Annotated in this window: 14 protein-coding genes; 6 read left to right on the top strand and 8 right to left on the bottom strand. The window is 73.7% G+C overall.

What is annotated here, in order from left to right:
* The first annotated feature begins 380 nt into the window (after positions 1-380).
* Positions 381-830 carry a PTS glucose transporter subunit IIA gene (locus ACIP98_RS22075; protein WP_319665883.1) on the top strand — a complete coding sequence of 150 codons (450 nt, stop codon included), beginning with the start codon at positions 381-383 and terminating at the stop codon, positions 828-830.
* A gap of 91 nt (positions 831-921) precedes the next feature.
* Positions 922-2,592 (top strand): phosphoenolpyruvate--protein phosphotransferase, encoded by a 1,671-nt coding sequence (gene ptsP / locus ACIP98_RS22070; RefSeq protein ID WP_401977563.1) that lies wholly within the window; start codon positions 922-924, stop codon positions 2,590-2,592.
* A gap of 75 nt (positions 2,593-2,667) precedes the next feature.
* Here the strand turns inward: ptsP and ACIP98_RS22065 are convergent, their stop codons facing one another.
* Both ACIP98_RS22065 and ACIP98_RS22060 read right to left on the bottom strand, forming a co-directional pair.
* Positions 2,668-3,633: a hypothetical protein gene (locus ACIP98_RS22065; RefSeq protein WP_401977561.1), complete on the bottom strand. Its 966-nt coding sequence runs from the start codon at positions 3,631-3,633 to the stop codon at positions 2,668-2,670.
* Positions 3,634-3,738: 105 nt separating this feature from the next.
* On the bottom strand, positions 3,739-5,754 hold the full coding sequence (locus ACIP98_RS22060; protein ID WP_319665886.1) for an acetoacetate--CoA ligase: 2,016 nt from the start codon (positions 5,752-5,754) through the stop codon (positions 3,739-3,741).
* 220 nt (positions 5,755-5,974) lie between these two features.
* On the opposite strand from ACIP98_RS22060, the gene ACIP98_RS22055 reads away from it, so the two are divergent.
* Complete coding sequence (locus ACIP98_RS22055; protein WP_401977559.1) at positions 5,975-8,329, top strand: glycoside hydrolase family 31 protein; 2,355 nt, start codon at positions 5,975-5,977, stop codon at positions 8,327-8,329.
* Here the strand turns inward: ACIP98_RS22055 and ACIP98_RS22050 are convergent.
* Complete coding sequence (locus ACIP98_RS22050) at positions 8,323-8,832, bottom strand: NUDIX domain-containing protein (protein WP_401977557.1); 510 nt, start codon at positions 8,830-8,832, stop codon at positions 8,323-8,325. The genes ACIP98_RS22055 and ACIP98_RS22050 overlap by 7 nt on opposite strands.
* A gap of 90 nt (positions 8,833-8,922) precedes the next feature.
* Here ACIP98_RS22050 and ACIP98_RS22045 point away from each other — a divergent pair, with 90 nt between their 5' ends.
* Complete coding sequence (locus tag ACIP98_RS22045) at positions 8,923-10,344, top strand: VWA domain-containing protein (protein WP_401977555.1); 1,422 nt, start codon at positions 8,923-8,925, stop codon at positions 10,342-10,344.
* Here ACIP98_RS22045 and ACIP98_RS22040 read toward each other — a convergent pair.
* From ACIP98_RS22040 to ACIP98_RS22025, 4 genes are read right to left on the bottom strand one after another with little or no spacing between them, the layout of a single operon-like run.
* The gene (locus ACIP98_RS22040; protein ID WP_401977553.1) at positions 10,275-11,588 is read right to left on the bottom strand and encodes an adenylosuccinate synthetase; all 1,314 of its coding nucleotides are present in this window, start codon (positions 11,586-11,588) and stop codon (positions 10,275-10,277) included. The genes ACIP98_RS22045 and ACIP98_RS22040 overlap by 70 nt on opposite strands.
* 50 nt (positions 11,589-11,638) lie before the next feature.
* Complete coding sequence (locus ACIP98_RS22035) at positions 11,639-12,649, bottom strand: hypothetical protein (protein ID WP_401977551.1); 1,011 nt, start codon at positions 12,647-12,649, stop codon at positions 11,639-11,641.
* Positions 12,650-12,669: 20 nt separating this feature from the next.
* Positions 12,670-13,707 (bottom strand): molecular chaperone DnaJ, encoded by a 1,038-nt coding sequence (locus ACIP98_RS22030; RefSeq protein ID WP_401977549.1) that lies wholly within the window; start codon positions 13,705-13,707, stop codon positions 12,670-12,672.
* Positions 13,704-14,588 (bottom strand): NUDIX domain-containing protein, encoded by an 885-nt coding sequence (locus tag ACIP98_RS22025; RefSeq protein WP_319665893.1) that lies wholly within the window; start codon positions 14,586-14,588, stop codon positions 13,704-13,706. Before ACIP98_RS22025 ends, ACIP98_RS22030 begins: the two co-directional genes overlap by 4 nt.
* Positions 14,589-15,164: 576 nt before the next feature.
* Between ACIP98_RS22025 and ACIP98_RS22020 the strand changes: the two genes are divergently transcribed.
* A complete protein-coding gene (locus ACIP98_RS22020; protein ID WP_319665894.1) occupies positions 15,165-15,896 on the top strand; it encodes an MIP/aquaporin family protein in 732 nt (243 codons plus the stop codon).
* A gap of 7 nt (positions 15,897-15,903) precedes the next feature.
* A complete protein-coding gene (glpK, locus tag ACIP98_RS22015) occupies positions 15,904-17,499 on the top strand; it encodes a glycerol kinase GlpK (RefSeq protein WP_319665895.1) in 1,596 nt (531 codons plus the stop codon).
* 15 nt (positions 17,500-17,514) lie between these two features.
* Here glpK and ACIP98_RS22010 read toward each other — a convergent pair whose 3' ends face one another.
* Positions 17,515-18,120, bottom strand: coding sequence for an ATP/GTP-binding protein (locus ACIP98_RS22010; protein WP_319665896.1), 606 nt, complete (start codon positions 18,118-18,120; stop codon positions 17,515-17,517).
* Positions 18,121-18,259 lie beyond the last annotated feature (139 nt).

Below are 18,259 nucleotides of genomic sequence, written 5' to 3'. Positions count from 1 at the left end.
TGGCGTTGACTTTTGGCACGCTGTTGAGTTCTCAAGGAACGGAAGCTTCCTTCGAGACCGTTTCACCGGCCCCTCCGGGCTTTCCCTTCGTTGTCACCAGCTTATCAGACTCTTTCGGGCCCGATTCCCGCCGGCGGGGATTCACGCTTTCCTGCTTTTGCGTTCCGGCCTTTCGGCTTTCCCGCACTCCGACTTTAGCAGATGCTTTCCGTCGGATTTACCACCGGATTACGAGCACACACGTTTCCGCGCTCTCTCGTCCCGGGGGTTGTCCCAACCTAGTGGACCCGCCCGGTCGGAGCAAATCCGCTGCCCAGAGGTGTGGCCGCTCCTGAAGGGGTGGCAGACTAAGTGGTCTGGACCACTTGGGAGGCTTCACTATGACGACTGTTTCGGCGCCCCTGAACGGGCGCGTCATCGGACTGGCCGCGGTGCCGGACCCCGTGTTCTCCGGCGCGATGGTCGGCCCCGGTACAGCGGTCGACCCCGTGCGCGAGCCGTCGACGGCGCTGTCCCCCATCGACGGGGTCGTGGTCTCCCTGCACGCGCACGCGTTCGTCGTCGTCGACAGCGAGGGCCACGGGGTGCTGACGCACCTGGGCATCGACACGGTGCAGCTGGGCGGCGAGGGCTTCGAGGTACTCGTCTCCAAGGGCGACACCGTGCTGCGCGGCCAGGAGATGGTGCGCTGGAACCCGGCCGCCGTCGAGGCCGCCGGCAAGTCCCCGGTGTGCCCCGTGGTGGCACTGGAGGCGACGGCCGACGCGCTGTCCGGTCTGCTCGAGGACGGCGACGTGGTCGCCGGCGCCACCCTCTTCTCCTGGACGTAGCCTTTTCGGCAGGGCCACTTCCGACGCAGGTACACGACGCAGTTACAGGGAACGCGGTCGCGTGCGTCCGCGACAACCGGAGACGGGTGAGATGGAGACAACGCTGCGAGGCGTCGGTGTCAGCCACGGTGTGGCGATCGGCGAGGTACGGCACATGGGCACCGCGGTGCTGGAGCCCCCGGCCAAGCAGATTCCGGCCGAGGAGGCGCCGCGGGAGCAGGCGCGGGCGCGGCAGGCCGTGGAAGCGGTCGCCAACGACCTGGTGGCGCGCGGCAATCTGGCCGGCGGCGAGGCGCAGGCGGTGCTGGAGGCCCAGGCGCTGATGGCGCAGGACCCCGAGCTGATGGCCGATGTGGAGCGGCGCATCGCGGTGGGGAGTTCGGCGGAGCGCGCCGTGTACGACGCCTTCGCCTCGTACCGGGCGCTGCTGGCGAACGCGGGCGAGTACCTGGCCGGCCGGGTCGCGGACCTGGACGACGTGCGGAACCGGATCGTGGCGCGGCTGCTCGGTGTGCCCATGCCGGGTGTGCCGGACAGCGACGAGCCGTACGTGCTGATCGCGCGGGACCTGGCCCCGGCGGACACGGCGCTGCTGGACCCGTCGCTGGTGCTGGGGTTCGTGACCGAGGAGGGCGGCCCGACCAGTCACAGCGCGATCCTGGCCCGGGCCCTCGGTGTGCCCGCGGTCGTGGCGCTGCAGGGCGCGACCGAGCTGACCGAGGGCACGGTCATCGCCGTGGACGGCAGCACCGGCGACATCTTCGTCGAGCCGAGCAAGGACCGGCGGGCCGAGCTGGCGAAGGCTGCGGCGGAGCGCAGGGCCGCGCTCGCGGCGTCGTCGGGGCCGGGTGCGACCTCTGACGGCCACAAGGTGCCGTTGCTGGCGAACGTCGGTGGACCGGCCGACGTCCCGGCCGCGGTCGCGGCGGGTGCCGAGGGCGTGGGTCTGTTCCGTACCGAATTCCTGTTCCTGGACGATTCCAAGCAGGCTCCTTCCAAGGAGAAGCAGGTCGAGGCGTACCGGCAGGTGCTGGAAGCCTTTCCCGAGGGCCGGGTCGTGGTGCGGGTGCTGGACGCGGGCGCGGACAAGCCGCTGGACTTCCTGACTCCGGCGGACGAGCCGAACCCGGCGCTGGGCGTGCGGGGTCTGCGCACGCTGCTGGCGCACCCGGAGGTCCTGCGGACGCAGCTGCGCGCGCTCGCCACAGCGGCCGAGGGTCTGCCGGTGTACCTGGAGGTCATGGCGCCGATGGTGGCGGACCGCATCGACGCCAAGGCGTTCGCGGACGCGTGCCGGGAAGCCGGGCTGCGGGCGAAGTTCGGGGCGATGGTGGAGATCCCGTCGGCGGCGCTGCGGGCGCGGTCGATCCTGCAGGAGGTCGAGTTCCTTTCGCTGGGGACCAATGACCTGGCGCAGTACACCTTCGCGGCGGACCGCCAGGTCGGGTCGGTCTCGCGGCTGCAGGACCCGTGGCAGCCGGCGCTGCTGGACCTGGTCGCGGCGGCCGCCGAGGCGGCCCGCGCGGAGGGCAAGAGCTGTGGTGTGTGCGGTGAGGCGGCCTCCGATCCCCTGCTGGCCTGCGTGCTGACGGGTCTGGGCGTGACGAGCCTGTCGATGGGCGCGGCGTCGCTGCCGTACGTGCGGGCGACGCTGGCGAAGTACACGCTGGCGCAGTGCGAGCGTGCCGCCGCGGCGGCACGGGCGACGGACACGGCCGACGAGGCCCGCCGGGCGGCGCAGGCGGTGCTGTCCGGCGAGTGAGGTGAAGCCGCTTTCCCCGAGGGGCGTCCCGCCGGTGTGCGGGGCGCCCCTCGGCGCGCCGGCGCCGCCGTGCGGTCAGTCCTCCGGGGGCGGGAGCGGGAAGCCCGGGCGGTGGACGACGCCGGGCTCGGGCGGGACGGGCTCGCCGGTCTCGGCGTCCGTGCAGTAGGCGTTGAAGACCTCGGCCTCGCTGAGCGGGCTGAGCCAGCCGTCGCGCAGTGTCCAGCCGCGGACCTCGTCGGGGGGTCCGGCTCCGGGGCCGCCCCGTCCCGAGGAGGGGGCGGTACTGCGCACGACGAGGCCTCCTGGGCTGTCCGTCGCCAGTCCGGCGGCGAGGACGGTGCAGCAGACGAGGGCCTCGGCCTCGGCGAGGTGGACCATCCCGTGGTCGTCGCAGCGGGCGTGCATCGCCGCGAGGAGGGTCGTGTCCTCGGTGGGGACGCTGCACACCACGTGGTGGCTGCCGGGACCCGCGGCGTCGAGAAGACGGGTCAGTGCCTGGGAGGCCCGGTCGAAGGAGGTGCGGGCGAGGTCGTCGCCGCAGCACGCGCAGTCCCCGGCGCGCGCGAGGATGTCGCCGGCGAGCTCCCAGGTCGCCTGGCGGGTCGTCTCGTACTCGATCTGCGTGACGAGGTGTTCCAGCGCCTGGCCGGTGTAGGGGACGGTGGGTCCCGAAGCCGTGAGGTCCGCCGCGTAGCGTGCCCGGGCGCGTGAGGTGTCGGGGTCGTTGCCGGTGTCCGCGCAGTACCGGGCGTACTCCTCCGGGTCGAAGGCCCCGACGCGGACGTGGATGCCGCGGGAGGTCAGGGAGCGCAGCAGCCCCTCCGTACGGCGCAGGTAGTCGGTGTGGTCGTGGAACCGGAAGCTGCGGTAGCCGCGCATGACGTCGAAGTCCGCGGCCGCGGTCAGGAGCGCGACGGTGGTCGGGGCCTCGCGGCGCAGGGCGCGCCGCCCGGTCCTGCCGGTGCGCCGGGCCGTCCTGTTCGGGTTCTCGGCACGGTTCGCGGCGCGGTTCGTGGCCCGGTTCGTGGTGTGTGTCATGACTCCCCCTGGGTACGGCGATCAATGCTCACTCACCGTAACCGGAGCCACTGACAGTGACGGACCGTCGGCGGGGGCCGCCCGCCGGCGGGCGGCCCCGGCCGCTCAGCCGCGGGTGCGGGCCAGTTCCTCGTAGAAGGCCAGGAGGCCGATGTCGTCGACGGAGCCGGGGTTGACGGCCTTGGCGAGCGGGGTGCCCTGGAGGAGCTTCTTGACGGGGACCTCGATGCGCTTGCCGGTGAGGGTGTGCGGGATGCCGGGGACCGGGATGATCTCGTCCGGCACGTGCCGGGGGGAGAGCTGCTCGCGGATGGTGCGCTTGACCTTGTCGCGCAGGGCGTCGTCGAGTTCGGCGCCGTCGGCGAGCTGCACGAACAGCGGCATCCAGTAGCCGCCGTCGGGCTGTTCGACGCCGATGACGAGCGACTCGCGGATCTCCGGGAGCCGTTCGACGGCCTCGTAGATGTCGGCGGAGCCCATGCGGACGCCCTGTCGGTTGAGCGTGGAGTCGGAACGGCCGTGGATGATCACCGTGCCGCGCGAGGTGAGGGTGATCCAGTCGCCGTGCCGCCAGACGCCCGGGAACATCTCGAAGTAACTGTCGCGGTACCGGGCGCCGTCCGGGTCGTTCCAGAAGTGGATCGGCATGGACGGCATGGGGTTGGTGACGATCAGCTCGCCGACCTCGTCGGTGACGGGCTTGCCGTACGCGTCCCAGGCCTGCAGATCGGTGCCGAGGCAGGGTGCCTGGAGCTCGCCGATGTACACCGGGAGGGTCGGCACGCCTCCCGCGAAGCAGCTGCAGACGTCGGTGCCGCCGCTGACGGAGGCGATCCAGAGGTCCTCCTTGACCTCGTCGTGGATCCAGCGGAAACCGTCCGGCGGGAGCGGGGAGCCCGTGGTGGCCACGCACTTGACGGCCGACAGGTCGTGGTCGCGGCCGGGGTGCACCCCGGCCTTGCGGCAGGCGATGACATAGGCGGCGGAGGTGCCGAAGACGGTGGTGCCGGTGCGTTCGGCGACGCCCCACTGGGCGCCGGTGTCGGGGAAGCCGGGGCTGCCGTCGTACAGGACGATGGTGGAGCCCGCGAGCAGGCCGCCCACGAGGAAGTTCCACATCATCCAGCCGGTGGAGGTGTACCAGAAGAAGCGGTCCTGCGGCCCGAGGTCCATGTGGAGCCCGGTCTGCTTCAGGTGCTCCAGCAGGATGCCGCCCTGGGACTGGACGATGGCCTTGGGCAGGCCGGTGGTGCCGGAGGAGTACAGCACCCACAGCGCGTGGTCGAACGGGACCTGCTCGTAGACCGGTTCGCGGTCGCCGGAGACCAGGGCGTCCCACTCCAGCGTGCCCTCGGGCGCGGCGGTGCCCAGCAGCGGGATGTGCACGACGGCGCGCAGCGAGGGCAGTTCGTCGCGCAGCTCGGCGACGACGGCGGTGCGATCGTGCTCCTTGCCGCCGTAGCGGTAGCCGTCGACGGTGAACAGGACGACGGGTTCGACCTGCTGGAAGCGGTCCAGGACACTGCGGGCACCGAAGTCCGGGGCGCAGGAGGTCCACACGCCGCCGACCGCCGCGGTGGCAAGCAGCGCGACGACCGCCTGCGGGATGTTCGGGAGGTAGCCGCTGACCCGGTCGCCGGGGCGGACGCCGAGGGCGCGCAGTTCGTGGGCGAGGGAGGCGACCTGGCGGCGCAGTTCGCCCCAGCTCGTCGCGCCGATGTCGTGGCGCTCGTCGAGGTGGAGCAGCGCGGGCGCGTCGGCGCGTGCCGGGTCCCCGGCCGGACGCAGCGCGTGCTCGGCGTAGTTGAGGGTGGCGCCGGGGAACCAGCGCGCTCCCGGCATCGAGGCGTCGGCGAGCACCGTTTCGTACGGGGTGGCGAAGCGCACGTCGAACCACTCCACGACGGCCCGCCAGAAGGCCTCCGGCTCGCGCACCGACCAGCCGTGGAGCGCGGCGTAGCCGGCGACGGGGTCGGCGAGGTCCGCGGCGGGCGCGCCGTGCCGGCCCGCGGCCCAGGTCTGGAAGCGGGTCACCTGGGCGCCGGCGACGCGGTCGGGGCCGGGCCGCCACAGCGGCCGCGCGGTCTCCGCGGGGGTGGCGGGCTCGGACGTGGTGCTCATGGGGCGGCTCCCGGACGGTACGCGGCGCTGCGTCGTGTGCGGTCGGACCGCGGCGGGCGGAATGTCCCGGCGCGCGGATGGGCAGGACGATGCCACGTGATCGTCTTCGGCGCCAGGGCCCACCCCACACATTCGGGGGTGTCACCATGTGCCCGGACCCCGGTGAACAGGGGGCCTGCGGGCGGCGGGGCGTGGCGGGAACGGTGAAAGGGTGGGGTCGATGGATGCTCGGGACCTGGCACGGCAGGTGCGCGCGGTCGGATCGGCGAACGGGCTGCGGTCGGTGCGCGCCGCGTGGCGCCGGCAGCGGACGGACGCGCGGGACCTGCCGCGGAGGGGACCCGAGCGGGCGCGGGTGCCGGGGGCGGCCGAGGGCGCGGACCCGCTGCCGGGCGGCGGCCTGGTCCGGTTCGCCCGGTCGAGCCTGCGGGTGCGGGTCGCGGCGGGCGGCGCGGTCTTCTGCGGCTGGGACGGGGCGGAGCCGGAGCCGTCCTACGCGCTGGCGGGGAGCTGCCCGGACGCGGACGTCCGGGCGGTGATGGAGCCGGACAAGGACGGCTGGCGGGTGGTGTCGGAGCGGGTCACCGTGATGGTGTCGCGGCACGGCGCGGTGGAGTTCCGCACGCCCGGGGGGCTGCTGCTGCGCAAGGACCTGCCGCCGCGCTGGTGGGACCCGCTCGGCTCCCGGGACGGCGCGGAGCCCCGCTGGGTGCAGCGTTCGGAGACGGCGGCGGACGCGGCGGTGTTCGGGCTCGGCGGACGCGCGTCGGGGCCGCGGCTGGGCGAGGGTTCGTACCGGCTGTGGAACACCGACCCGGACGGGACCTTCGAACCGGAGACCGATCCGCTGTACATCACGATGCCGGTGCAACTGGTGGTGGCGGACGCGGGCAGCCACCTGGTCTTCCACGACAACACCTGGGACGGCCGGGTGACGCTGCGCGCCGGAGAGGAGGGCGCGGGCTCGGGGCACGACCGTCCCGGTGGCTGCGAAGTGCGGGTGGACGGCGGTCCGCTGCGCTACTGGGTGATCCCCGGCACGCCGGCGCGCATCCTGACCGCGTGGACGGCCCTGACCGGACGCCCCGCGCTGCCGCCGCGCTGGGCACTGGGGTACCAGCACTCGCGGTGGGGCTTCGGCTCCGCGGCGGAGGTGCGCCGGGTGGCCGCCGGTTACCGGGAGCGCGGGCTGCCGCTGTCGGCGATCCACCTGGACATCGACCACTACGAGGGCCACCGGGTCTTCACCGTGGACCGCGAGCGCTTCCCCGATCTGCCGGGGCTGGCAGAGGAGTTGCGGACCGGGGGTGTGCGCCTGGTGTCCATCGTGGACCCGGCGGTCAAGGAGGAACCCGGGAACCCCGTCCACGACAGCGGGGCGGCCGCGGACGCCTTCGTGCGGGACGCCCACGGCGGGACCGTCCGCGGTGTGGTGTGGCCGGGGGACGCGGTGTTCCCGGACTTCACCGACCCGCGCGTGCGCAAGTGGTGGGGCGGGCTGTACGCGGAGCGCCTGGCGCAGGGCTTCGCCGGGGTGTGGCACGACATGAACGAGCCGGTGTCCTTCGCGGCGTTCGGCGACGCGACGCTCCCCCGCTCGGCCCGGCACGCCCTGGAGGGCCGCGGTGGCGACCACCGCGAGGCGCACAACGTCTACGGCCTCTGCATGGCGCGGGCCGGGTACGAGGGCCTGCGTGAACTGCACCCCGACAACAGGCCGTTCCTCTTCTCCCGCTCGGGCTGGGCGGGCATGCAGCGCTACGGCGGCACGTGGTCCGGCGACGTCTCGACGGGCTGGCCGGGGCTGCGGGCGTCGTTGTCGCTGGTGCTGGGCCTGGGGCTGTGCGGGGTGCCCTACTCGGGGCCGGACGTCGGCGGGTTCACCGGCAGTCCGTCGCCCGAGCTGTATCTGCGCTGGTTCCAGATGGCCGCGTACTTCCCGTTCTTCCGTACGCACTCGGCGATCACCTCGGGCCGCCGCGAGCCGTGGGAGTTCGGGCCGCGGGTGCTGGAGGGCGCGCGGGCCGCGCTGCGCGAGCGGGAGCGGCTGATGCCGTACCTGTACACGCTGGCGCACGGGGCGCGGCAGTCGGGCGCCCCCTATGTGCGGCCGGTGTGGTGGGGCGACCCGGAGGACCGCAAACTGCGCGCGTGCGGGGACGCGTTCCTGCTCGGCGACGCCCTGCTGGTGGCCCCGGTGATGGAGCAGGGCGCGACGGAGCGGGCGGTGCGGCTGCCGCGCGGCCTGTGGTACGACACGGCGACCGGGGAGGCGTACCAGGGGCCGGGGCAGGTGTTGCTGCCCGCGCCGCAGGAGCGCATCCCGGTGCTGGCCCGGGCGGGGTCGGTGGTGCCGGTGGCGGAGGACGACGGTTCGGTGGTCCTTGAGGCGTGGCTGCCCGCGGCCGGGCGTACGGGCGGCGGCCTGCTGGTCACCGACTCCGGCGACGGCTGGGCGGAGCCGCGTACGGAGCGCTTCACGTCCCGGCTCGCGGACGGCACCGTGGTCGTGACCCGGGACGGGCACGACGAGGTGGGCCACGCCGTGCGGGTGCGGGGCGCGGCCGCTCAGTAGCGGCCGTCGAACCAGTTCCGCACGGCCTGCGTGTGCAGCGGGAAGGCCAGTTCGGCGGGGGCGGTGAGGATCTGCCGGGAGTCGGTCTCGTCGGTGGGGACGTCGGGCGGCAGCTCCTCCTCGGCCCGCTCGGGCAGCAGGCCGAAGAGCAGTACGTGGCCGGTGTCGCCGCTGAGGGCGTCGACGAGCCGGACGTCGGAGACGGCGGCCTCGATGCCGGTCTCCTCGTCGAGTTCGCGGACCACGGCCTGCTGCCAGGTCTCGCCGTGGTCGACGAATCCGCCGGGGAGGCCGAGCATGCCGCGCGCCGGCTCGATGGTGCGGCGGACCACGACCAGCCCGGTCGTGCCGTCCGTCCGCACGGGCAGCAGCGCGATCGCGACCGGCAGCGGGTTGCGGTAGGTGACGTTCCCGCAGTCGGGGCAGGTCCGCGGCCACCCGGCGCCGGGGCCGAACTCCGCACCGCAATAGGAGCAGTGGCTGTCCTTCTGACGACTGGTCACCCGCGGACTGTATCCGACGGCGGCGGCGCCGCCGGGTGTCGGGTGCCGATACCTGTCCGTCGCGGCGGGTGACAGGGCAGACTGGCGTCCGTGACACCCGAATCCCTGCGAAAAGGCGCCAATCTCCCGGTGCCCGTGCCCGCCGTGCGGGCCGTGCTGGACTGGTCGCCGGGCCCCGGCGTGCCGGACGTCGACGCCTCGGCGCTGCTGCTGACCGCCGACGGGCGGGTGCGTTCCGACGGCGACCTGGTCTTCTACAACCAGCCGGTGCACGGCTCCGAGGCCGTACGGCACGTCGGGAAGCAGGCCGGTCCCGCACAGGCGACGGACGCGCTCGACGTGGACCTCGCCCGGGTGGAGCCGGCCGTCGAGCGGATCGTGCTCTGCGCCTCCGCGGACGGCGGGACCTTCGGGCAGGTGCCCGGGCTCCGGCTGCGGCTGCTGGACGCCCGCAACGGGGCGGAGATCGCGCGCTTCGACATGCGGGCGGAGATGGAGACGGCGTTCGTCGGCGGGGAGCTGTACCGCCGGGGCGGCGTCTGGAAGTTCCGGGCGGTGGGTCAGGGCTACGCGTCCGGCCTCGCCGGACTGGCCACCGACTTCGGCATCACCGTCGACGCGCCGCCGCCCCCGGTCCCGGCGCCGCCTCCGGTCCCGGCGCCGCCTCCCTCGTACCCGGGGACGGTACCCGCGCCCGCGCCGTTCCCGGCGGCCGCCGCTCCTCCCCCGCCGCCGGTCACACGGCTCACCAAGGGCGAGGAGCATCTGCCGCCCGACATGCGCAAACGCCTGAGCCTGCGCAAGGAGCAGGTGGCCGTCAGCCTGCGCAAGCACGGCGCGGCGGACGTCGTGGCCCGGGTGGTCCTCGTGCTCGACGCGTCGGGGTCGATGAGCGGGCTGTACGCGCGGGGCGTCGTCGCCGGTGTGGTGGAGCGCATGGCGGCGGTCGCGGCGCAGATGGACGACGACGGCGAGATGCAGGCGTGGACCTTCGCCTCCTACCCGGCGCGCCTGCCGGACCTGCGCCTGGCGGAGCTGCCGGAGTGGCTGCGGCTGCACGTGCGGGTCGGCGAGCTCAGCCTGTTCGGCCGTCCCAAGAAGCCGCGTCACGGAATGCAGCCCGGCCAGGTCGACATGCGGCTCGTCGGCATCCAGAACGAGGAGCAGAAGGTCATCGCGGAGGTCCGGGCGTTCGTCCGGGCGAACCCGGCGCCCGTGCCGACGCTCGTGCTGTTCTTCTCCGACGGCGGCGTCTACCGCAACGCGCAGATCGAACAGCAGCTGCGGGAGGCGGTGGAGGAGCCGCTGTTCTGGCAGTTCGTCGGTCTGGGCCGGGCCAACTTCGGTGTGCTGGAGCGGTTCGACACCCTGCCCGGCCGGCGCGTGGACAACGTGGGCTTCTTCGCCGTGGACGACATCGCGACCGTGCCGGACGCCGAGCTCTACGACCGGATCCTCTCCGAGTTCCCCTCCTGGCTGACCGCCGCGCGCCGGGCGGGCATCCTGCGCTGAACCTCCCGCTTGTCGGCCGCGGTCGGCCCGTACGACTCGAGGACGACGGGGGCACCCAGCGCGTCGCCGACGGCCCGTGACCAGGCGGCCGCGTCGGCGCCCGGGGTGTCCCAGCGTGCGGGCCGGGCGGTCGTCAGGCGGGCGGTGAGGGCGGCCTGACCGCTCAGGTCACCGGGGCGGGAGACGGGCAGCCGGCTCTGCCCGGTGTCGTAGCCGCGGACGAGACGGAGCGCGGGGCAGCGGGCGGGGGCGTCGAGGTGGGTCAGCGCGAGGGCGTCCACGCCGCCGCAGACCTCGGCGGCGTAGGCGTGCGCCACGGCGTCGAAGTGGCCGACGCGGAAGTCCCCCTGCCAGGCGCCCGTACCGTTGTGGGGTTCGGGCAGCAGCGGGGCGAGCCCCGGGTCCTCGGTCATGTGGGGGCCGGGGCCGTGCCGCGTGGTGTACGCGCGGACGACTCCGAGGCGCCGGGCGGTACATGACCGATCCGACTCGGCGAGCAGCGCCTCGGCGTTGGCGAAGGTGGTGGTCGACCACGTGGTGTAGGGGTGGAAGCCGTGCCACTCGTCGAGCAGCACCCCCTGGGCGCCCTCGAACACCACGGGTCCGGTGCGCAGGACGCGGGCCAGGTGCGTGCCGTCGGTGAGGGTCACGGCACGGGCGAACGCGGTGAAGGCGTCGGCGCAGTGCTCCGGCGGCGGGGCGGGCAGGGCGCGCCCGAGCTCGTCGGCCAGGCGGTCGTGCAGGAGGCGCAGCTTGCGCAGCAGCCGGGGGCGGGAGACGCAGTCGCCCGCGGTCGGCGCGTCCTCCGGGTGCGCGAGGGCGTAGGCCGCGGTCTCCCCGATCCCCATGCCGCACGAGCCGTGCCGCGCCGCACCGCGCGCCCGCTCGCGCAGGCGGTTGGCGGCGGCGTGGTACGGCGTGGTCAGGCGGGCCTCGCGGTCGACGGTCAGCAGGGCGTACGGCGCCGGGACGCCGAGCGCGGTCAGATGGTCCGCCTCGGCGGCGAGCGCGAGCGGGTCGACGAGCATGAAGCGCGACAGGTGCGTGGGGACGCCGTGCAGGGTGCCGGAACCGAACTGGGCGAAGGTGTGGTGGCGTCCGTCGGCGGTGACGACGTTGTGGGCCGCCTGGGCGCCGCCGTTGAAGCGGACCACGGCGTGGACCGGCCCGGTGGCGCAGAGCCGGTCCACGACGGTGCCCTTGCCGGCGTCGCCGTAGCCGAGGTCGACGACGATGGTGTGCACGGTTCCGGGTCCCTCCGGTGGGATGGGTGCGGCGGCGCGGGGCACCGCTCTTACAGGCGCGTCGTTCCCGTCGAGCCGTCCCCGCCGTGCGCGTCGTGCGTGTCGTCGAGCAGAGGCGTGTCCGTCACCGCCACGGCCGAGCGGTCGCGGTCGAGGGCGGCGAGGGCCCTGCCGACGGTGGCGGTCGCCGCGGAGCCGACGTCGGCGAGGTCGTCCAGGCCCTCGGCGAGGTCGATGGCCTCCTCGCCGAGGCCGATGGTGAGGGCGATGGTCTCGCAGACGGCGTCGAGGTCGTCCAGCTCGATGACGTTCTGGCCGAGCAGCTTGCGCCAGGTGCCGAGGACTTCGGCGTTGCCGACGTAGGAGGAGCCCGCCGGCAGGATGTAGTAGACGTCGAACTTCTGCCGGAGCTCGGCGACGATGCGGGTGACCGGGATGTCCTCGGGGAGGTCGTCGCCGAGGACGTCCTGCACCTCGCGGGCCTTGACCTTGCCGTAGGGCAGCTCGTCACCGATCAGGAACAGGTAGCCCCGGCGGCCGCGCTTCTCGTGGCAGTCGAGGGAGGTGTGGCGGGCCATGGCGTAGAGGGCGAGCTCGTAGGACTCGGTCATCTGACCGCCGCCCCCGCCCTCCAGCAGGATGTTGCCGAGGTCGTCGTCCATGCGGTTGTCCGACTCGAACTGGCCGAGCTGGAGCGGGACCCGGTCGCAGGTGGCGTCGCCGACGGCGCCGAACAGGATCTGCGGGTGCTCGGTGTAGCCCTTGCGCAGCAGCAGGCCGAACAACTCGGGGAGCTTGGTCTGCAGCACCTGCGGGACGGTCCGCATGGAGCCGGTGACGTCGAACAGGACGGCGATGGCGAGCGAGGTGGGGTGCTCGTCGGAGTCGCGGCTCTCGCGGACGCCCAGGTCCTTCGGGTCGAGCGAGGGGTGCGCGGCCCAGGAACCGCGCGGCGCGGACGAGGTGACGCGGTCGCTGTAGGCGAAGGCGCCGGTGCCGGAGGCGGCGCGGTAGCGCGCGGCGGCGTCGTAGACGTTGGTGGACCAGCTTCCGCTGCCCATGGTGTTTCCCCCTTGGTGCGTCAGGTGTGGGTACGGGTGCCCGGCATGGTGAACGGACGGAAGGCGCGCGGGCCGTACAGGCGTTCCAGTGCCTCGTCGAGCTCCGCGAGCAGCCGCCACGCGTCGTGCGGACGGCGTGCCTCGGCGGGCAGCGTGCAACCGCGCAGGAAGGCGCGCAGCGGCTTGGGCGCGCGGTCCCCGATCAGTTGCTCCACACACCGTGAGGCGAGGTGGATGTCGGTGGCCTCGGTGGCGGGACGCCGGCCGGTGACCTCGGGCGGGTAGAGGGCGCGATGCCGCTCGACCAGGGCGGGCACGGTCGTGCCGCGTTCGGTGGACCAGCACCAGTCGACCAGGACGAGGCCGTGCTTCGCGGGATGGATCAGGACGTGCTCGGGCAGGACGGCGCCGTGGACGATCCCGGCGCGGTGCGCCCAGCCGAGGGCGACCAGCAGACGGCGCCACATCCAGGCGGCATCGCGCGGATCGAGGCCGCCGGGGTGCAGAGCGCGGACCTCGGCGAGGGTGTGGAAGCCGCGCAGCCGCTGAAGGGCGTTGACGCGGCGCTCGGTGCCGTCGGGGCCGCGGTGGCGGAACGACTCGACGAGACGGGGCGCGTAGGCGCGGTGCCGGGCGTCGGCCACGGTGTGCAGCCGGGTGAGGGCGTGGGCCTCGCGCTCCATCAGGTCGTTGTCGGCGGGCCGGCGCGGGATCTTCAGCACGGTGTCCGGGCCCGCGCCGCGCAGCACGGCGAGGTCGCCGGTGGCCAGGACCCGGCCCAGCGGGTAGGTGCCGCGGGCGGTGGTGAGCACGGCGCCGTCGCCGGTGTGCCGCCGCCACTGGTCGGTGAGCCGGACGAAGGCCGCCTCCGCCTCCTCCGCGCGGCCGGCGGGCGCCGTGTCGGGGTGCAGCAGGCGGGCGAGCCGGCGGTAGTGGCGGGCGGCCTCGGCGGCGTCGGAGGGGAACGGACGGCCGAGGGCGGCCAGGGCCTCGTCGAAGGTGCGCGGACGGGGGGCGGTCGTGGGGCGCGGGCTCGTGGGGCGGGCCGTGGCGGTCACCGGACGCTCTCTTCCCGGTCGGGGCGGAGCAGTGCGGGATGCAGCAGGCGGGCGTCGCCCGCGCGGTAGAGGCGGGCCCGGGGACCGCCCCTGGAACCGCCGCGCGTGGCGGTGGCGCCGGTGGACTCGACGAACCCGGGGACGGAGAGGATCTTGCGGTGGAAGTTCCCGGCGTGCAGGCTCCGGCCCCATACCGCCTCGTAGACGGAGCGGAGTTCGGTGACGGTGAACTCCTCGCCCAGGAAGGCGGTGGCCAACGGGCTGTACTCGATCTTGGAGCGGGCGCGTTCGAGCCCGTCGGCGAGGATCGTGCCGTGGTCGAAGGCGAGCGCCGTGCCGGCGGTGGACGGGACGGGCTCCGCGGACCGGCGGCCGGGACCACCCCCGTGGATCCCGGCCGGCCGGTCCTGCTCCATGGGACGCGGCGGGACCGCGTCAGGGTTCCCCTCCAGGGCGAGGGACGCCACCGGGACCCACTCGGCCGCGGCCGCGTCGCTGCCGGCGCGCGCCTCGGGGAGGTCCGGGGCGAAGGCGAGGTAGGCCACCGACACCACGTGCATGCGCGGGTCGCGGGCGGGCGCGCCGTAGGAGCCGAGCTGTTCGAGGTGGACGCGGCCGAGGCCGTGCTCCTCGTCCAGCCCGGTCTCCTCGGCGAGTTCACGGGCCGCCGCCCGGTCCAGGGATTCCCGGCCGGCCCGCACGAAGCCGCCGGGCAGCGCCCAGGCGCCCTCGAAGGGCTGCGCGCCGCGCCGCACCAGCAGGACGTGCAGCGCCCCCTGACGCAGCGTCAGTGCGACGACGTCGACGGTCACGGCGATGGGGTCGAAGGCGCGCGGGTCGTAGGCGGCGAGGAAGTCGTCCTCGCCCTGCCGGTCTGCCATCCCCCGCCACCTCTCGGCCAGTTGTTCTCAGTTCGAGTATTTCTCGTTTCGAGAAGAACTTAGCAGCCGTCACTGACACCGTCCACCCGTTTTCGCCACGGACACCGCGCGACCGGGCGCATGACGCACCGCCAGGCCGGCGCCGGGTCGCGCGACGTCCGGGAAGGCCGCGGCCCGGGAGGGAACCCACGAACGCGCACGGCCTGCCGCACCCGCGGGAGCCGAGGGGCGGATTCCGGTCAATCCCCGAGCAGGGCCGACCGCCCCCGGGGAGGCGGCGGCCGCCCGCGCGTCCACCCGGCCGCGCGGGCTGACCTGGAGGTTGCGCGGCCGGGCGGGACACGGCGGGCCGCCGGTGCCCGCGTGGGGGTGACGGCGCGCCGGGCCGGTTCGGGCACGGCTCGTCGGTGGTCGTAATCAGGTGATCTGTCCGATAGCTTGACGCTTCATCACCCCAGGACAACACTGCCGGGTGGCGCGGAAGCCGGGCGGGAGGCGGGACCCTCCGCACCCGTGTCTCCGTGCGATTCCCTGGCCGGCGCATGCCCGACACGTGCGCCCGCAGAAGGAGCCGCCATGTATTCCAACGGACACGTCTTCGTCGGCGAGATCATCGGAACGGCGATCCTGATCCTCTTCGGCGCCGGGGTGGTCGCGGGCGTACTGCTCCACCACTCGAAGGCGAGGGCGTCGGGCTGGATCGTCATCTCCTTCGGCTGGGGACTCGCCGTCCTGGCGGGCGCCTACACCGCGGGACCGCTGTCCGGCGGCCAGCTCAACCCCGCCGTCACCTTCGGGGTCGCCATCAGCTCGGGCAAGTGGGCCCAGGTGCCGTACTACCTGGCCGGGCAGATCATCGGCGCGATGATCGGCGCCGTCCTGTGCTGGCTCGTCTACTACGGGCAGTTCCGGGCCAACGACGAAGAGGAGGCCCGGCAGCCCACCCTGGCGGTGTTCTCGACCATCCCCGAGATCCGCGTCTGGTGGCAGAACCTCCTCACCGAGGCCATCGCCACCATGGGCCTCGTCCTGCCGATCCTGGCCTTCGGGCTGAGCAAGGGCCTGGGCGAGACCGGCACCGGCACCCTCATCGTGGCCCTCCTCGTCACCGGCATCGGCCTGTCGCTCGGCGGGCCCACCGGCTACGCCATCAATCCCGCGCGTGACCTCGGCCCGCGCATCGTCCACTCCGTCCTGCCCATCCCGTTCAAGGGCACCTCGGACTGGACGTACGCGTGGATCCCGGTGGCCGGCCCGCTGATCGGCGGCGCCCTGTCAGGTCTCATCTACAACGCAGCGTTCAAGTGAGGCGGTCATGACCGAAACGTCCGACCAGGCCACGCGATACGTGGCCGCCATCGACCAGGGCACGACCTCCAGCCGGTGCATCGTCTTCGACTCCCGCGGGGCGATCGTGGCGCTCGACCAGCGCGAGCACCGCCAGATCTTCCCCAAGCCGGGCTGGGTGGAGCACGACGCGACCGAGATCTGGTCCAAGGTCCAGGCGGTGGTGGCCGGCGCGCTCGCCAAGGCACGGCTGCGCCCCGACCAGCTCAGCGCCCTCGGCATCACCAACCAGCGCGAGACGACCGTCCTGTGGGACCGCGCCACCGGCCGCCCGGTGCACAACGCGATCGTGTGGCAGGACACCCGGACGGCCGCGCTGTGCGCGCGGCTCGGCGGCAGCGACGGCCAGGACCGCTTCCGCGAGTCCACCGGCCTGCCGCTGGCCAGCTACTTCTCCGGGCCCAAGGCCGCCTGGCTGCTGGACAACGTGCCGGGGCTGCGGCGCCGGGCGGAGAACGGCGAGATCGCCTTCGGCACCATCGACTCCTGGCTGATCTGGAACCTCACCGGCGGCACCGAGGGCGGCGTGCACGTCACGGACGTCACCAACGCCAGCCGGACCATGCTGATGAACCTGGAGACGCTGCAGTGGGACCCGGCGATCCTGGCCGCGATGAACGTCCCCGAGGCGGTCCTGCCGGAGATCCGTTCCTCCTCCGAGGTGTACGGCACGGCGGTCGGCCCGCTCGCCGGGGTACCGGTCGCCTCCGCGCTCGGCGACCAGCAGGCGGCGGTCTTCGGCCAGGCCTGCTACGAGACGGGCGACGCCAAGAACACCTACGGCACGGGCAGCTTCCTGCTGCTCAACACCGGTGAACGCCCGGTGCCCTCCAAGAACGGGCTGCTCACCACAATGGGCTACCGGCTGGGCGGGGAGGCGCCGGTCTACTGCCTGGAGGGGTCCATCGCCATCACCGGCGCCCTCGTCCAGTGGTTCCGCGACAGCCTCGGCATCATCAGGTCCGCCGACGAGATCGAGCCCCTGGCCGCGAGCGTCACCGACAACGGCGGCGCCTACATCGTGCCCGCCTTCTCCGGCCTCTACGCGCCCTACTGGCGCTCCGACGCGCGCGGCGTGATCACCGGCCTCACCCGGTACGTCACCAAGGCGCACCTGGCGAGGGCCGTGCTGGAGGCGACGAGCTGGCAGACGCGCGAGGTCGTGGACGCGATGTACCAGGACTCGGGGGTGCAGCTGACCACCCTCAAGGTGGACGGCGGCATGACGGCCAACGACCTGCTGATGCAGCACCAGGCCGACGTCCTGGGCGTCCCGGTGGTCCGGCCGCGGATCTCGGAGACCACGGCGCTGGGCGCGGCCTACGCGGCGGGGCTCGCCACGGGCGTGTGGGACGACCTGGACACGCTCAAGGCGCACTGGCAGCAGGACGCGGAGTGGCGGCCGCGGATGGACGGGAAGACCCGTGAGGAGGGGTACCGCCGCTGGAAGAAGGCGGTCGAGCGCAGCTTCGGCTGGGAGGACGACACGACCGGTGACGCCGCGGCCACGGGCGTCGCGGACGACGACGACCGCGACGACGACGTGCCCGTGCCGGCCGTCTGACCCGGCCCGCGCGGCTCAGTTGGCGGCGGCCGCCCGCCGGACGCCCGCCAGCTGGGCCGCGTGCTCGACGACGGTGATGAGCACCTTCTTCGCCGAGGCGCGGTCCCGCGCGTCGCACATCACCAGCGGCACCTCGGGGTCGAGGTCGAGCGCGTCGCGGACGGTGGCGGCCTCGTGCTGCTCGGCTCCGTCGAAGCAGTTCACGGCGACGGCGAAGGGGATGCCGCGCCGCTCGAAGTAGTCGACCGCGGAGAAGCAGTCCTCCAGACGCCGGGTGTCGGCCAGCACGACCGCGCCGAGAGCCCCCTGCGCCAGCTCGTCCCACAGGAACCAGAAGCGGTCCTGGCCGGGGGTGCCGAACAGGTAGAGGACCAGGTCCTCGCGGAGGGTGATCCGGCCGAAGTCCATCGCCACGGTGGTGGTGCGCTTGGTCTCGACGCCGGCGAGGTCGTCCACCGGACGGCCCGCCTCGCTCAGCGTCTCCTCGGTGCGCAGCGGCCGGATCTCGCTGACCGCGCCGACGAGCGTGGTCTTGCCGACGCCGAAGCCGCCCGCCACCAGGATCTTGAGGGTGACCGGCTCGACGACGGAAGGACGGCGGTCAGAGCGCCCGAAGACCATCGATCACTCCTGGAATTGTCGGACGGTCGGCTCACGGCACGGGAACCCTACTACGATCCGACCATCCAACTCGCCACGGCCCCCGGGCCGTTGCGGAGCCAGTTCCGCGGGTCGTGCCGCTCCGGCCCCGGCGGGGACC

Source organism: Streptomyces sp. NPDC088354, assembly GCF_044753585.1.
In the GTDB taxonomy this organism is placed as follows: Bacteria; Actinomycetota; Actinomycetes; order Streptomycetales; family Streptomycetaceae; genus Actinacidiphila.
The sequence above is the reverse complement of the archived record's forward strand: the minus strand, read 5'-3'. Positions and strand labels throughout refer to the sequence as shown.

Coding starts and splice junctions, on each gene's coding strand:
- ACIP98_RS22075 (WP_319665883.1), top strand. CDS start 381: ATGACGACTGTTTCGGCGCCCCTGAACGGGCGCGTCATCGGACTGGCC.
- ptsP (WP_401977563.1), top strand. CDS start 922: ATGGAGACAACGCTGCGAGGCGTCGGTGTCAGCCACGGTGTGGCGATC.
- ACIP98_RS22065 (WP_401977561.1), bottom strand. CDS start 3,633: ATGACACACACCACGAACCGGGCCACGAACCGCGCCGCGAACCGTGCC.
- ACIP98_RS22060 (WP_319665886.1), bottom strand. CDS start 5,754: ATGAGCACCACGTCCGAGCCCGCCACCCCCGCGGAGACCGCGCGGCCG.
- ACIP98_RS22055 (WP_401977559.1), top strand. CDS start 5,975: ATGGATGCTCGGGACCTGGCACGGCAGGTGCGCGCGGTCGGATCGGCG.
- ACIP98_RS22035 (WP_401977551.1), bottom strand. CDS start 12,649: ATGGGCAGCGGAAGCTGGTCCACCAACGTCTACGACGCCGCCGCGCGC.
- ACIP98_RS22025 (WP_319665893.1), bottom strand. CDS start 14,588: ATGGCAGACCGGCAGGGCGAGGACGACTTCCTCGCCGCCTACGACCCG.
- ACIP98_RS22020 (WP_319665894.1), top strand. CDS start 15,165: ATGTATTCCAACGGACACGTCTTCGTCGGCGAGATCATCGGAACGGCG.
- glpK (WP_319665895.1), top strand. CDS start 15,904: ATGACCGAAACGTCCGACCAGGCCACGCGATACGTGGCCGCCATCGAC.
- ACIP98_RS22010 (WP_319665896.1), bottom strand. CDS start 18,120: ATGGTCTTCGGGCGCTCTGACCGCCGTCCTTCCGTCGTCGAGCCGGTC.